The 14361-nt window shown below is 52.7% G+C and carries 10 protein-coding genes; 8 read left to right on the top strand and 2 right to left on the bottom strand.

Annotated elements, in window-relative coordinates:
• Window positions 1-77 precede the first annotated feature (77 nt).
• The 8 genes from QMG16_RS08550 to QMG16_RS08515 all read left to right on the top strand — a co-directional run bounded on the left by QMG16_RS08550 (window position 78) and on the right by QMG16_RS08515 (window position 10097).
• A complete protein-coding gene (locus QMG16_RS08550; protein ID WP_281793553.1) occupies window positions 78-1157 on the top strand; it encodes a hypothetical protein in 1080 nt (359 codons plus the stop codon).
• Between the two features lie 780 nt (window positions 1158-1937).
• A complete protein-coding gene (locus QMG16_RS08545; protein ID WP_281793552.1) occupies window positions 1938-3434 on the top strand; it encodes a HAMP domain-containing sensor histidine kinase in 1497 nt (498 codons plus the stop codon).
• Window positions 3435-3461: 27 nt separating this feature from the next.
• Window positions 3462-3974, top strand: a complete 513-nt coding sequence (locus tag QMG16_RS08540) for a hypothetical protein (RefSeq protein WP_281793551.1) — start codon at window positions 3462-3464, stop codon at window positions 3972-3974.
• Between the two features lie 12 nt (window positions 3975-3986).
• Complete coding sequence (locus QMG16_RS08535) at window positions 3987-5387, top strand: sigma-54-dependent transcriptional regulator (protein WP_281793550.1); 1401 nt, start codon at window positions 3987-3989, stop codon at window positions 5385-5387.
• A gap of 122 nt (window positions 5388-5509) precedes the next feature.
• Window positions 5510-6646, top strand: a complete 1137-nt coding sequence (locus QMG16_RS08530; protein ID WP_281793549.1) for an IS630 family transposase — start codon at window positions 5510-5512, stop codon at window positions 6644-6646.
• A 908-nt stretch (window positions 6647-7554) separates the two neighbouring features.
• Entirely contained in the window at window positions 7555-7956 is a 402-nt protein-coding gene (locus QMG16_RS08525) for a response regulator (protein WP_281793548.1), read from the top strand.
• A gap of 375 nt (window positions 7957-8331) precedes the next feature.
• Complete coding sequence (locus QMG16_RS08520) at window positions 8332-8757, top strand: cytidine deaminase (protein ID WP_281793547.1); 426 nt, start codon at window positions 8332-8334, stop codon at window positions 8755-8757.
• 182 nt (window positions 8758-8939) lie between these two features.
• Complete coding sequence (locus QMG16_RS08515) at window positions 8940-10097, top strand: ATP-grasp domain-containing protein (RefSeq protein ID WP_281793546.1); 1158 nt, start codon at window positions 8940-8942, stop codon at window positions 10095-10097.
• Window positions 10098-10161: 64 nt separating this feature from the next.
• Here QMG16_RS08515 and QMG16_RS08510 read toward each other — a convergent pair whose 3' ends face one another.
• Together QMG16_RS08510 and QMG16_RS08505 are read right to left on the bottom strand one after the other, a co-directional pair.
• Window positions 10162-10950, bottom strand: a complete 789-nt coding sequence (locus QMG16_RS08510) for an alpha/beta hydrolase (RefSeq protein ID WP_281793545.1) — start codon at window positions 10948-10950, stop codon at window positions 10162-10164.
• Between the two features lie 290 nt (window positions 10951-11240).
• Window positions 11241-14312 carry a PAS domain-containing protein gene (locus tag QMG16_RS08505; RefSeq protein WP_281793544.1) on the bottom strand — a complete coding sequence of 1024 codons (3072 nt, stop codon included), beginning with the start codon at window positions 14310-14312 and terminating at the stop codon, window positions 11241-11243.
• Window positions 14313-14361: the final 49 nt, after the last annotated feature.

Below are 14361 nucleotides of genomic sequence, written 5' to 3'. Positions count from 1 at the left end.
AAGTGGGGAACCGCGTTCCATCTCCCGGTCCGGTTTCCTCGATTGTGGACTCTTGCTGTGACGTGAGCTCAATCCATATGGCGGATCATTGCTATAAACTGACCTTTCGCGGTGAGATTGCCGAGGGGCGGCAGATGGACGAGGTCAAGGAGAATCTCTCCACCCTCTTCAAGATGAGTGGAGAAAAGATAGAGGGGCTCTTCTCCGGGCGACCCGTGACCATCAAGAGGGATATGGACCATGAAACCGCATGCAAGTACTGGATGACTCTGCAAAAGGCAGGAGCTCTCTGCTCCGTGGAGGTGGAAAAAAAGAGGACGGCGCCGAAGTCTTCTCCAGTGAGTGAGGTGCCGCAGCGGCGGGAAGAAAAAGAAGCCCTTTCGGAAAGACGTAAGGTGAAATGCCCCAACTGCGGCCACGAAGGGGAAGATCCCGTGGAATGCATCCGCTGCGGGATCATCTTCAGCAGGTTTCAGGGCAAGTCCCTGGACGGAGCCCGCAAAACCGGCCTTCCGTCCTGTTCCATCAGGATTTATGACAGTGCAAAGGAAAAAAAACAGATTGCCCTGCTGATTTTCCTCATCGTGCTCCTGGGCTGTATTCTTTACTACAACATTTACGTGATGGGGGAAATCAAATACCCGCCCGGCATTCTCATCGCTTCCGAACCGGAGCAGGTGATCATTGAAAAGGGCAAGCCGTGGCGGGTGGGAGAGCGTACTTTCGTGCCCCTGGCCCGGTTCAGCCTGAAGGCCCGGGTTCTCAGTACGGAGCGTTACCGGTTCGATCCCGTTTCGGATATATCCCCCATAGACCTGGCCCTGGGCTGGGGGCCCATGTCGGATCAAAGCGTGTTGAATCAACTGGAAATAGGCCAGGGAAACCGAAGATTTTTCGTCTTTCCCGTGAGGTGCTGCCCCCCCTTGCCGTGGCCGGTCATCATGTCTCACAGTTCCAACATGCACATGATTCCAGCCAACAGTGCGATCGAAAAATCGCTCAAATCCATTCGCAGGGGGGAACTCATCGCATTGAGCGGCTACCTTGTGGGAATTCGGGAAGGGGGGCAATGGACGTGGTTCAGTTCTCTCAGTCGCACGGACACGGGCGACGGGGCGTGTGAGATCCTTTGGGTGAACAACCTGGCACGGTTATAGCTTAGTACTGGTCTTCGTAATTACGCAGCCGTTTACCCCTACGTTTTCGTAGGAGCGGCATCCTGCCGCGACAAGGTGTGCGGTTGCCGGTTCCTGTCACGGCTGGAAGCCGTTCCTACAAAGAAATGGCCGCGTATTTACAATCTTCGGTACTTAGAACCTATCCGGAAACCACCTGTAGACTTTGCGACACCCCCCTTAGTCCCCCCTCGAGGGGGGAATTAAAGGGGGGTGTCCGCTGCCGAGGTAGGTTTTTGGATAGGCTCTTAGAGGCTGTCTGAAAGTTCCTTTGCTTGGGAGCCGAACCTGCTTCGATTCCCCCCTTGAGGGGGGGCAAGGGGGGTGTTTTTCTGGTTCACGAAATCTTGACACCCCCCTACCCCCCTCAAGAGGGGAATTTTCAGACATCCTCTTAGATCATTCAGCACAAAGACCCGATAGCACGTAGGTCGCGTTGAGTTTCGAAACGCGACATGTCATTATTGTTTGTTGCGTTTCATTTCATTCAACGCAACCTACGCACTTTTTTACATAAAGAGTTGCTTTCACCCCCCGCTTTTGTATATGCTCTTTGCAGTTTATGCACCTTAGCTCGACATGGCCGGGTTTTATCTGGACCACGGAGAGCACGGGGATTTCATTTGAAGGTTTTTCTCCGTGCCCTCCGTGTCTCCGTGGTTGATGCGACAGTGTCGCGTCAGGGCGCTTTTTGAAATGGAGCTTTTCCCCTGAAAGGTGCTGGGCGTGGGGGCCTCGAGATCTTACACACCGGGATGACGTATGCGATTGACAATCTTTTGGCGTGCCATTTTGGCTCAAAGCATTCTGATTGCGCTGATCTTGGGGATAAGCTTCTACTCGCATTCAAAATTGAATGAAATCACTCAGCTCGGGGCAAGCATCCTCTCTGTCGATTCCTCCTGCATCACGGAGGAAAAGCAGTTCCTCAAGAGCTTCCTGACGGAAATCCGTAACGCGGAAAAGTATCTGCTTTTCCGCGACAAAACCTTGAACTCGGCTTTTACAAAGGCCGGAAAAGAGTTCACCGAATCCCTCGAGAAGGTTTCTTCCCTCGTGGACACTCCATGGGAGAAGGAGACACTCGCCAAAATCGTTTCTTCTCACGATCTTTATACCGCCGAAATAGAGCGCGCGGTTTCCAGCAAAAGGCCTGAAAAAAACAAAGGCGAGAGGGCTCAGATCAGCGACGATATTTTGGATATGACCAATGCGCTCATCCGGTTTCGGGAAGGGGTCATTGCCGACAAGACGGCCAAAGCCCGGGACCAGGCCGCGTCTGCAGCCGGGATGATCAATCTGGTCGCTTTCAAGGGGATACTCGGTGCGGTTCTTCTGGCTTACCTTTTTGCACGGGGAGTGAGCAGCCCGCTGCGCAAGCTCGCACGGGAAATGCGCAGGGTGGGGCAGGGTGAATTCACTCGCTCGGTGAATATCAAGGCTCCGAAAGAGGTTCATGATTTGGCGAAGACGTTCAATTGGATGACGGACAAACTGGCCGAACTGGACAAGCTCAAGTCCGACTTCACGGCCCACGTTTCCCATGAATTGCGTACGCCGCTCACGGCCATCAAGGAAGGAACGTCCCTGCTGTTGGAGGAAATACCGGGGCCGCTCACACCTTCGCAAAAAGAGATCGTGGAAGTGGTCAGCAGTCATTGTGAGCATCTCTTTCAAAGTATTTCCTCCATCCTCGATCTTTCCAGGATGAAGGCACAAATGATCGAGTACGAGCTCGTGCCCTGCGATTTGTCCGGTTTGATTCGCCAAAGCATTCAAAAGGTGGAACTGATTGCCCGCAGCAGGCGTATCCAGCTGGATATCGCTCATATGGATGAACTGCCGATCACGGTTGCGGACGAAAAAAGGATCCAGCAGGTTCTCGATAACCTGCTCAGCAACGCTCTGAAGTTCACGCCTGAAGGAGGGCGGATTTCCGTTGAAGGTTTTCTGAGCAAAGATTTCAGCAGTGGGCAACAGCAGCTGCAGGTGAGGGTTTCGGACACGGGAGAAGGGATTCCGAAAGAGGAGAGAGAAAGGATATTCAACCCATTCTATCAATCCCCTTCCGGTAATGGAAAAGGCAAGCAGGGAACCGGCCTGGGATTGGCTATTGCCCGCTACATCATCGAGGGACACAAGGGAGCGATTTGGGCTGAAAGCGAGTTGGGGAAAGGCTCTGCCTTCATTTTCACTCTGCCGGTGGTTCCCCCCGTCGGTGAGTCGCCCATGCCCGAACTTCAGAGTATTTCGGGCTAATAACATCATGGAATCAGGATGTTGTAGATGAAAGATTCATTTTTATTTAAAATTTTAAGTCTTATCCTGCTATTGTTTTTTTTCGGCGGGTGCGCCGCCCATACACCGCCCCCTCCCAGGGTCGAATTGCAGCCCGTCTATGTTTTTCCTCCACAGAAGGCCATGGCGAGCAACGACTATGCGGCATTTCTCGAAGAGAATCGGAAAATCCTGGAAGACTGTTCCAAGGACTGCGATATCGCTCTTTTCAATGTGGCATTTGTATATGCATTTCCCCAGAGCCCTTTTTACAACCAGTCCGAAGGGCTCAAGCGCCTGAAGGAAGTCATGGAGAAATACCCGGAGAGTCCCTTTGCCTTTCAGGCCAGGGTAATGACGGCCCTCATAGAGAACAAGATCGTTGCAGAAAAAAAGCGAAGCCAACTCAAGGGCAAGCTCAAATCCAAGGACACCAAGATCCAGAAATTGCAGAAACAGATAGAACGTTCCCGCGCCATAGACCTCGAGATGGATCGTAAAGAAAGGGAATTGCTTCAGTAGAGATGTGCTGGTATGGCTGATGAGAAAATTCTTGTAGTGGATGATGACCGGGGGCTTCTCACTCTCATGAAGGCCCGCCTGGAGGGAGCCGGTTACGGGGTGACTCTCGCGGGTGGGGGGGAGGAAGCTCTGAAATTCGCCACGGATGAAATCTACCATGTTGCCATCCTGGATCTCAAAATGGGAGAGATGGACGGCATCACGCTCATGGAAAAACTGCTTCGCATCCAACCCTATCTTCCCGTGATCATCCTTTCCGCTTATGGAACCATTGCCACCGCCGTAGAGGCCACGAAGAAGGGCGCCTATGATTTCATGACCAAGCCCTTCGACGCGAAAGACTTGCTGTACCGCATCGAAAAGGCCCTCGAGGTGGGCAAGCTCAAAGTGGAAGTGGACCGTCTCCGCTCTCTGGTGCAGGAACGTTATCATTTCGACAATATCATCGCGAGCAGTGGAAAGATGCAGCAGGTCTTGCGGCAGGTCTCGCAGATCGCTCCGACGGATTCCACCGTATGTCTTTATGGAGAGAGCGGGACGGGCAAGGAATTGATCGCCAAGGCCGTTCATACGAGCAGCACACGGTCACGGGGGCCCTTCGTGGCCATCAACTGCGGCGCCATACCCGAGGGGCTCCTGGAAAGTGAACTGTTTGGATACGTCAAGGGAGCCTTCACCGGGGCAGACCAGGTGAAAAAGGGACTCTTGCAGCGGGCGGAGGGAGGAACACTTTTCATGGATGAAGTGGCCGAACTCTCCCTGGCCCTCCAGGTAAAACTTCTCCGGGCGTTTCAGGAGCGTGAATATTATCCCGTGGGAGGCGTTCATCCTCTCAAGACCAATATCCGACTGATCGCCGCAACCAACCAGGACTTGGAAAAAGCCGTCAGCGAGGGCAGATTCCGCGAAGATCTCTATTACCGCATCCATGTCATTCCCGTCTATCTTCCTCCCCTGAGGGATCGCAGGGAGGACATCCCCCTTCTGGCTCAGCACTTTCTGAACCACTTCAATCGAGCGATGAACAAGCAGATTCGGGGCTTTTCCCCGGAAGTGATGCAGCAGCTCATGCTGCACCGTTGGCCCGGGAATGTACGGGAACTGTCCAACGTAGTGGAGAGGGCGGTGGCGCTGGCCTGTGGGGAACAAATCATGCTCGATCATTTGCTGTTGGGGAAAGAAAACATGTCTTCTTCCCCAAGCAGCCAATCGGAGCTCCTGCCCCTGAACGAAGCACGGGCGGAATTTGAGCGCGCCTACCTGACGCAAGTCCTCACCGCGGCACAGGGAAATGTTTCTCATGCCGCGGCTTTTGTGGGGAGATACCGCCCCGAGTTCTACAAGCTCATCAGGAAATACCGTCTCAACCCCAATGATTTCAAAACAGCGAAGCACATCTTGAAAACTCGTTGATTTGCCGCACGCGGCTAAGTACTCCAGCGCGATAATTACGCAACCAGATTTGTTCAACCCTAAGAGGCTCCAGGCATGTTAAAATTAAATAAAAAGGCAACAAACAGGAGAGGAGTACAACCATGCCTGGACCTCAACACAAATACTGCATCTACATTCCTCCAGAGAAACGGAAAGTATTGAAACATCTGAGCGTGAGCTACACAAAACCCTATGCGGAGGTTGTAAGGGCTCGTATCCTCCTCCTATCGCATGAGCATCCGGAATGGAGCATCCGGCAGATCGCTGATGAAGTCGGATGCAGGCCATCCACCGTTAAGAAGTTCCGCAACAGATGGGTCAATGAAGGTAGCCTCAAAAACCACCCCCGACCCGGAGCCCCAAGAAAGCATCCTTCTGCCGTGAGGGCTCAGATCACCTTGTTGGCCTGCTCGAAACCGTGTGATCATGGCAAGCCATGGCAACGCTGGTCTGGAGAGAAGCTTTGTCAAGTCGCCAAAGAAAAAGGAATCGTCAGCCACATTGCCCCGAGCACTATTCGTCTTTGGCTGAAACAGGACAAGATCAAACCCTGGCAATATCATCTATGGCAAAAATCTCCTGATCCAAAATTCGTTGAGAAAGCGTCTCCAGTCCTGGATCTCTATGAGAACGCTCCCCAGTTGTTCCAGCAGGGTGAAGCTTCCGTTTGTATCGATGAGAAGACCTCCATTCAAGCAAGAAGACCTCTTCACGAGACCAAACCCGCCATAGCCGAACACCCCGTTCACGTGGCATCCCGATACAAACGGATGGGAGCATTACAGCTGTTTTGTGCTCTTATCGTCGCCAATGGAATCACCTTCGCCCGTACCTTCGCTCGCAAGCGCTTCGCGGAGTTCAAAACCTTTCTTCTGAGTTTCTTTTCTTCAGCCATTGTCAAGGGATTCAAGGTTATTGATCTCATTCTGGACAATGGCTCTACGCATGCACCCAAACAACTGGGCAAATGGATTGCTTCTCTCAACCTTTCTTTTAATGTTCGTATCTACTGGCTTCCCACATATGCCAGTTGGCTCGATCAGGTTGAGATCATCTTCAGTAAGGTTACAAGGGATGTACTCACTCCCAACGACTTCAACGACAAAAAGGAGCTTTCACAAATGCTTATGGGCTACTTTGATGAGCTCAACAGACATCCAAAACCCATAAAGTGGACCTATACGAAAACAAAGCTCGTGGCCAAGTTTGCTCCAAAATCCGTGCAAATGGCCGCGTAATTAGCGCGTTGGGGTACTAAGTACCGAAGATCGTAAATATGCGGCCATTTCTTTGTAGGAACGGCTTCCAGCCGTGACAGGAACTGGCAACTGCACACTTTGTCGCGGCAGGATGCCGCTCCTACAAAAACGCACGGGTAAACGGGTGCGTAATTGCGATCTTAAATATTAAATACCTGGGCAAAAATTTCTTAACATTTTTACATCGTCATACCGGCGAAAGCCGGTATCCAGAAAATGTGCCGTGTGGCTGGATTCCGGCTAAAAACATGCCGGAATGACGTAATCTGTAACCACCCAAAATGTTAAATAACTTCTGATCAGGTACTTAAGTGCAGCCCCACACAAACAAGTGTACAAAATCGGTGGAGGCTATCCATTGTCATTCCGACGAAAGTCGGAATCCAGGTCAATTAAGCTTTTCTGGGCCCTGGCTTTCGCCGGGATGACAGCAAGTGCATTTTGTTCACCTTTCAATGTGGAGCTGGATTGAGAAAGAAAGCGAGATTTTTCTACTTCGATGTAGTTTCCGGGCTACAGAAGTGTATGTGAGACCATACAGCAGGTGCCCTTGTCACGCGACGAGGGGCATCTGTTCCAACCCCTGGCAATTCTCCTTTGAACCGCATTCTTCAACCATTGCACCGCAGATCGAGCGCCTGAAAGATCTGGCACAACCGTTGCTTTTAAAATATTTGTCCAGTACACGATGGCGGAAGTTTACCGACCCCTCTTTGTTGGCTCAAATCAGCCCCGACCGCCAATTGTATGTTGCCGGGGGAGGGACTTCCGCCGGGCTGTACTGGTGAGCCACAGAGACGTATTGTAATGCATTGGATTTCGTTGGAGCCCTGGTGTCTCGAAACTCTTTTGATGTTCTTGAGAAAAATCACAAGGGGGTAAATCCCATGGCCAAGATCTTGATCGTTGATGACGACGCGACTTTTCGTTCCATAGTGACCGATTTTCTTGAGATGAACGGCTACGAATGTGTTGTGGCCGGCAGTGTGGCCCAAGCCCGCAGACAGCTCAAGCGGAACCATTTTCAATTGATCGTCTCCGACCTGAATATGCCCCTTGAATCCGGCCTGGACCTTCTATCATATGTGCTTTCGGGCTACCCCTTTACGCCCTTTATCATGATGACCGCAAGTTATGACGAGGAAGCCAGAAGTACCGCTTTGAGGCTGGGCGCCAGCGCTTATCTGACCAAGCCTTTCAGGCTGAATGAATTCCTCGCCAGTGTGATGAAGGTCATTGGAAAGTGCACCGCTTTTGATCTTCCGAGAATGTTGTGGTCGCAGAGTTGAAGGCTGTATGTGCGGCTTTTTGTTCTTGAGGGACCTTGCAGATCAGGTCTTCAAGAATCGAATGTATCGTTTCGTGCAGAGTTTCTGAATGCCCGCCTTTGCGCCCATGACGTTGGGAGGACTCGTTCGACGATTACCGACTTTCCCCCCGGTCCCTTCAAAATGGATCTTGTCCCCTCTCCATCTTTGAGCTAATAGAATTCAAAAGCCTTTGTCTTTCATTGTCTTGAAAATACGCAACCTATAGGTCCGGATTCCAATATCCCGTTATTCACCACGGAGACACGGAAGGCACGGAGAAGATTTTGGTTCTTCGAGGTTCCCGGCGTGTTCGGGCGGAGGCGGTCGAGTCGTTTTCTTTGTGAGGGGATGCCCATGGATTTTCCAAAAGAGCTGCTGGAAGAAATGAAACGGCTTGCCCGTGAGGCGGCCAGGAACAGCTACTGCCGCTACAGTCGGTTTCCCGTGGGGGCTGCGGTGCTGACGGAAACGGGTGGGATTTTCACTGGATGCAATGTGGAGAACGTTTCCTACGGGTTGACCAACTGTGCGGAACGTACTGCAGTCTTCAAGGCCGTTTCGGAAGGGTGCCGGGAAATCCGTGTGGTGGTCGTATACACACCGACGGGACGGGCCACACTTCCTTGCGGTGCATGCCGTCAGGTCATCCACGAGTTCGGTCCCAATGCCCTGGTGAAGTGTTTCTGTGATACCGACCACCGCGTCGAGACCACTCTGGACCGGCTTCTTCCCCATGCCTTCGCTTCCACCCGGCTTCCCAGGCTCAATGGTCCACGTTGAGGAGATCAAAGTCGGCTCTTGATCCACTCAACACCTTTTGCATTCCGCAGATATCCCGTTATCCACCACGGAGGGCACGGAGAAGATTTTGGAATTCTTATGGGATTCTTCCGTGATCTCTGTGCCTCCGTGGTAAATGGGGATTTCAAGAGTGACTCATTTCCCTACGAAGGAGAAATACAATGAATGTGGTTTTTATATCTCCAAATTTCCCCCCGACCTATTTCCTGTTCTGCACCTCTCTTCGACAGGCGGGGGTAAACGTTTTGGGCATCGGCGACGCTCCGTGGGACGATCTGCGTCCCGAGCTCCGGGAAGCTCTGACGGAGTACTACCGCGTCCCTACCATGATGGACTATGATGCCATGCTTCGGGCCTGCGGTTTTTTCACGCACAAGTACGGAAAGATCGATCGCATTGAATCCCACACGGAGTTCTGGCTGGACGTGGACGCCCGTTTACGTGAAGATTTCAATGTCTTCGGGCAAAAACCGGGTGACCTCGAAGTCAACCGCCATAAGATGGGGATGAAAAGGCGGTTCGTGGAATCCGGTATCCCCTGTGCCGGGGGCATTCTTGCAACGGACGAGCAGAGCGTTCGGCGCTTCGTCAAACAATACGGCTACCCCGTCATCTTCAAACCGGATCAGGGGGTAGGAGCGGCGGGCACATTCAAGGTTTCCAGCGAAGAAGAGCTCAATGGCGCCCTTCACAACCTTCCGGACGGATACATGGTCGAATCGATACTGACCGGCGACCTTCTGAGCTTCGACGGTCTGACAAATCGTGATGGTGAAATCGTCTTCTGGACGGTGAACCGCTTTTCCGGCGGGATCATGGAAATTGTCAGCGAGCGCGGTCCCATGCATTACTACTCACTGCGTGAGATTCCTCCGCGCCTGGAAGAATTGGGGAGAAAGGCGGTGGAGGCTTTCAAGGTTCGGGAGCGCTTTTTTCATATCGAATTCTTTCGTAAGGATGCGGAGGAGTTTTATGCCCTGGAAATCAATGTGCGTCCGCCGGGCGGCTTCACTCTGGACATGATGAATTATGCCTGCGACATCGATCTCTTCCGCTGGTGGGCGGACCTTGTCGCCGGTGTGCGCAGGGATTTTCATTTCGAACGCAAGTATCACGTGGCCCATGCGTCGAGGCGGCATGGAGTGAATTACCGCTGGAGTCACGAAGAACTGCTGGCCAGCTTGGGCCCCATGGTGGTGGCTCACAGGGATGTTCCCGATGCACTCAGCGATGCTATGGGAAATTATGCTTACCTTTTGAGGACCCCCGAGCTGAATCCATTGCTGGAAGCCATCCGGAAGGTGGAAGAGACGGTTTGAAGCCTGCCCGGAGACTCCCTCTCCCCGAGGGAGAGGGTCGGGGCGATGGGCTTTCGGATATCCTCTAAACCCCTTTGGCATCCTCGAGCAGCCAGGTAAATATATCGGGAAGACGCGCCTGCCAGGCTTCTTCGTTGTGGAAATGATCTTGGGCCACGACATAGCGCAGTTCGTGGTCCTTCAGGCCGAGGCTTTTCAGGTGCTCGTAGAAGTTCTTCGTGGATTCGACATAGTCCAGGTAAATGTTGTAATACCAATAGCGTTCCAGGGAGCCCGTATCCATATAGATTTTGCACCAGTGACCGGTGGGATGATCCCAGAGGCGGAAAATTTCCCCGTTTGCCCACATGACCGATGGAGAAACGGCGCCGATCCGACCAAAGACATCGGGGTGAACCTTCCCGGCCGCAAGGCTCATCAATCCTCCCAGGCTGGCCCCCAGTATCCCTGTCCAGTGCGGTTCCCCAAGCGTTCGGTAGTTCTGATCCATGAAGGGTTTGAGATAATTCACGAGAAAATCGATGAACAGCCAGCCGCGCCCCTCAGCCCCTACCGCGGGCTCATTCCATGGGGAATATTCAGAAAAACGGTCGGGCAGATGATCGATCGCCACGATGATCCAGGGGCGGATGCGGCCTTCGGCGATGAGCCGGTCCATGGTCGTGTTGGCGCACCAGGTATGGAAGACAGCGGACTCCGGGTGACTGAAAACGTTCTGACCGTCCAGCATGTAAAGCACCGGAAAATATGTTGCGGGCTGTGAATAATAAGCGTCCGGGATGCAAATGCGGAGGGTCCTGTTAGCTCCTTCCGGATGGGAATAAAAATCATGCAGAATCTGAATGTCGCTCATGTTTGCTCCAATCGTTCAATCATCCAGGGATATGGTGATAAGGGAGTGAGTCGCTCTTGAAATCCCCATTTACCACGGAGGCACAGAGATCACGGAGGAATCCCAGAAGAATTCCAAAATCTACTCCGTGCCCTCCGTGTCTCCGTGGTGAATAACGGGATATTAGAATCCGCCAACTCCCTGAAATAAAGCGACCCGATATGAGGATCTTCCAACTTCTGTTCGAATACCCGGTAAAGATTCGGTCCCGCGACGCCGGACGTTGGTGTTCCTTGGAAAAATCCTGAATTCTACTGTGCTCTTTTGGGCAAAGAAACGGTGAATACCACATGGTTTTGTTCCGTTGTAAAGGAAAGAAGACCGTCCAGGTACTTGAGCAACCGGTAGCATAGAGGCAGACCGATATTCTGAGCCCCTTCATCAAAGGGAAGAAAGAGGAGGTCGGGTTCCTTGAACCTGGCTTTACCAACCTCGTGTCTGAACTCTATATGGATGTTCTGATCGCTTTCAAATGTTTTGATGTAAAATATCCCGCCCTTTGTCATGGCCTGCAGGGCACTGCGGATAAGAACGGTGAAGATCTGGATCAGTATTTCCGGATCGGTGTAAATGTGCGGGAGTCTTGAATCGAGATGGATCTCGGATGTTACGCCCTTTTCGTTCATCTCCGGAGCCAGCAGTTCCAGGCATTGGGAAATGGTATCATTGATGGAGGCTTCTTCAGCGCGGATCTCTATGGGCCTCAAATAATCCCTGATTCTGCCCAGCAGTTTTTCCAGCCGCTCCGCTTCCCGCAATATGATGTGGGGTTCGGGCAGTTCGGGCATTTTTTTCTGAAGCCTGCGGGCGAAGCCTCCTATGGACATGAGGGGATTGCGAATCTCATGAGCGACCTCCAGTGAAATGGCGCCTAGAGCGTTGAGCGTCTCCTTTTGCACCAGGGCCTTTTCCAGAAAAACACGGTCGGTGATATCCACGATGATTCCTTCCAGGCGCTCTACTTCATGGCCTTTTTCCCAACCACAAAAAGGGATGGACTTGATGATGGCGTGAATGGAATGCCCATTCTTGTGTATGAGGCGGCATTCTGCGGAAAAAGAGAGTTCGCAGGTCTTGAAGGCGGCCATGAACAAATCTTTTATACGCAACTGGTCGTCCGGATGGATGCGTTCCAGAAACCAGTGAGGGGTGCTCATGGCTTCTTCCGGGGTATAGCCGAGCATCATGGAACAGGCCTGATTGATGAAATCCAGGTTGAAATCCCTGCGCAGCATATAGATGAGGGAAGGGCTGTGGCGCACGAGGTGCAGGTAGCGTTCTTCGGCCAGCCGGATCCTTTCCTGGTAGTATTCGATCTTTCTTTTCAAATCCGGCGAGGTGATTTTCAGGTTGCTCAGAAATTCTTCGTAGACTTCTGAAAGTTCCCGTGTTTCCCGGGGAGTGAAAATGGTTCCCTTGCTCACGGCCTTATGGGCTTCCGCCGATCCGATGGAACCGGCCAAAGACTTTTCCACCTCGTTATGAAATTCGAGCAATTCAGTGATGGAAATCTGGTCTTTCCCGGCAATCCCCGCGGCGCAAAGGCATTTTTCAGTGATGGCGCTTACTTCTGAACCGTTGAAGTATTGGCTCAGGAGAGCCTCCACCTCGTTTCTTTTCAGTCCCATGTCGATATAGGCTTCTCTTGCCGCCATGGGGCTTGGAGCTTGGGAGAGTGTGAGGACCCCCACAAATTCTTCGGCCACCCCTCGGTCCTCTTCGCTTTGTTCGGTACACAGGGAACCCAGCACATAGAACCCGATGTTGAAGAGGAGGGTCCAGAAAACCGTGTGGCTGACGGGATCGAGTCCCGTGAGACCGAAAAGATGTTCGGGTTTGAGGAGTTCAATGCCCCAGGGGCCGTTTTGGAGCAGGCCTTGAGAGATCCACCCGCTTTTGGCGAATGAAGGGATCAGGAGTGTATAGGCCCAGGTCAAAAACCCTGCGCTCAAACCGAGCATGGCGCCCGCCTTGTTTCCTCTCCGCCAGAAGAGTCCCCCCAGCATGGCCGGGGCGAATTGGAGCACGGCGGCGAAGGCGATCAATCCCATATTGATGAGGACGTAGGATTCCCCGATCCGTTCTTCAAACCAGTAGCCCATGAGGAGAAAAGCGGTCACGGCAACCCAGCGGCATCTGAGCAGGTGGCGTTTCAGGAAAGAGAGAGGGCGAAGCCAGCCCAGGAGGGGGAGCAGCAGGTGGTTGGCAATCATGGTGGACATGGTCATGGCGCTGATCATGATCATACCCGCAGCGGCTGAAAATCCTCCAATGAACGCCAGGAGCGCCATCCAGGGCTCACCGTGGTTCAGGGGCAATATGAGGACAAACGCATCGGCCAGGGAAACCGGGTAACCTTTCAACAGGCCGGCGATGGCAATGGGAACGACGAAGATGTTGATCAGAATCATGTAAAGGGGAAAGAGCCACATGGCTGTGAGGATGTGCTTCTCGTCGAAGTTTTCCACGACGGCCACGTGAAACTGCCTCGGCAGAAACAAAACGGCGGACATGGAGAGGATGAAGTAACTCATCCATGTCGAGTAGAAGGGAGTGTCCTCTTGCCCGAAGCTCATGAGGTTCGTGTTGTGCAGGTCCTGATTCCATGACGGGCTTTCACGGAGGCGTTGAAATATGTCGCCAAATCCCGTGTAAAGGAAATAGGTTACAAAGATGCCCACTGCGATGAAGGCCACCCATTTGACTATGCATTCGACTGACAGGGCCATGACCATCCCCTCGTGGCGTTCCGTGGGATCCAGCCGCCTGGCGCCGAAAATGATGGTGAAGAGGGTCATGAGCCCGACTACAGTCAGCCCGACATGATCGGTGATCCACGAAGTCGTGAGGATCCCGGTGGCTCTACCGGCCGCGGGCGAATGAGTGATGATACGGAAAGTGGAGATGATCGCCTTGAGCTGGAGAGCGATATAAGGAGCGGTTCCCACCAGGGCGATGAGGGTTGCCAGGGCCGCCAGGGACCGGGATTTGCTGTAACGGGCTGAAATGAAGTCTGCGATGCTGGTGATGTGGTGCATGGTTTTGAGATGGACCATTTTACGCAGGAGGGTCCACCAGAGGAAAACCACGATGGTGGAGCCCAGGTAAAAAGTGGCGAAAAGCATTCCGGAGCGTGCAGCCATGCCCACGCTGCCGTAATAGGTCCATGAGCTCAGATAAACTGCCAGGGAGAGAGAATAAACCACCGGATGGTTGGCCGGGTTTTTGCCCGTGGCGGATTTCCACTCTGTCCAGAGGGCTATCAAAAAGAGGAAACCCATGTAAAGACAGCAAATTATAAGCACCATACCAGGATCAAGCATCGGGCGCCCCTTATAAGAAAAAGGCTCATGGCTCATGGCTCATGATCGA

This window comes from Desulforhabdus amnigena, assembly GCF_027925305.1.
In the GTDB taxonomy this organism is placed as follows: Bacteria; Desulfobacterota; Syntrophobacteria; order Syntrophobacterales; family Syntrophobacteraceae; genus Desulforhabdus; species Desulforhabdus amnigena.
The sequence above is the reverse complement of the archived record's forward strand: the minus strand, read 5'-3'. Positions and strand labels throughout refer to the sequence as shown.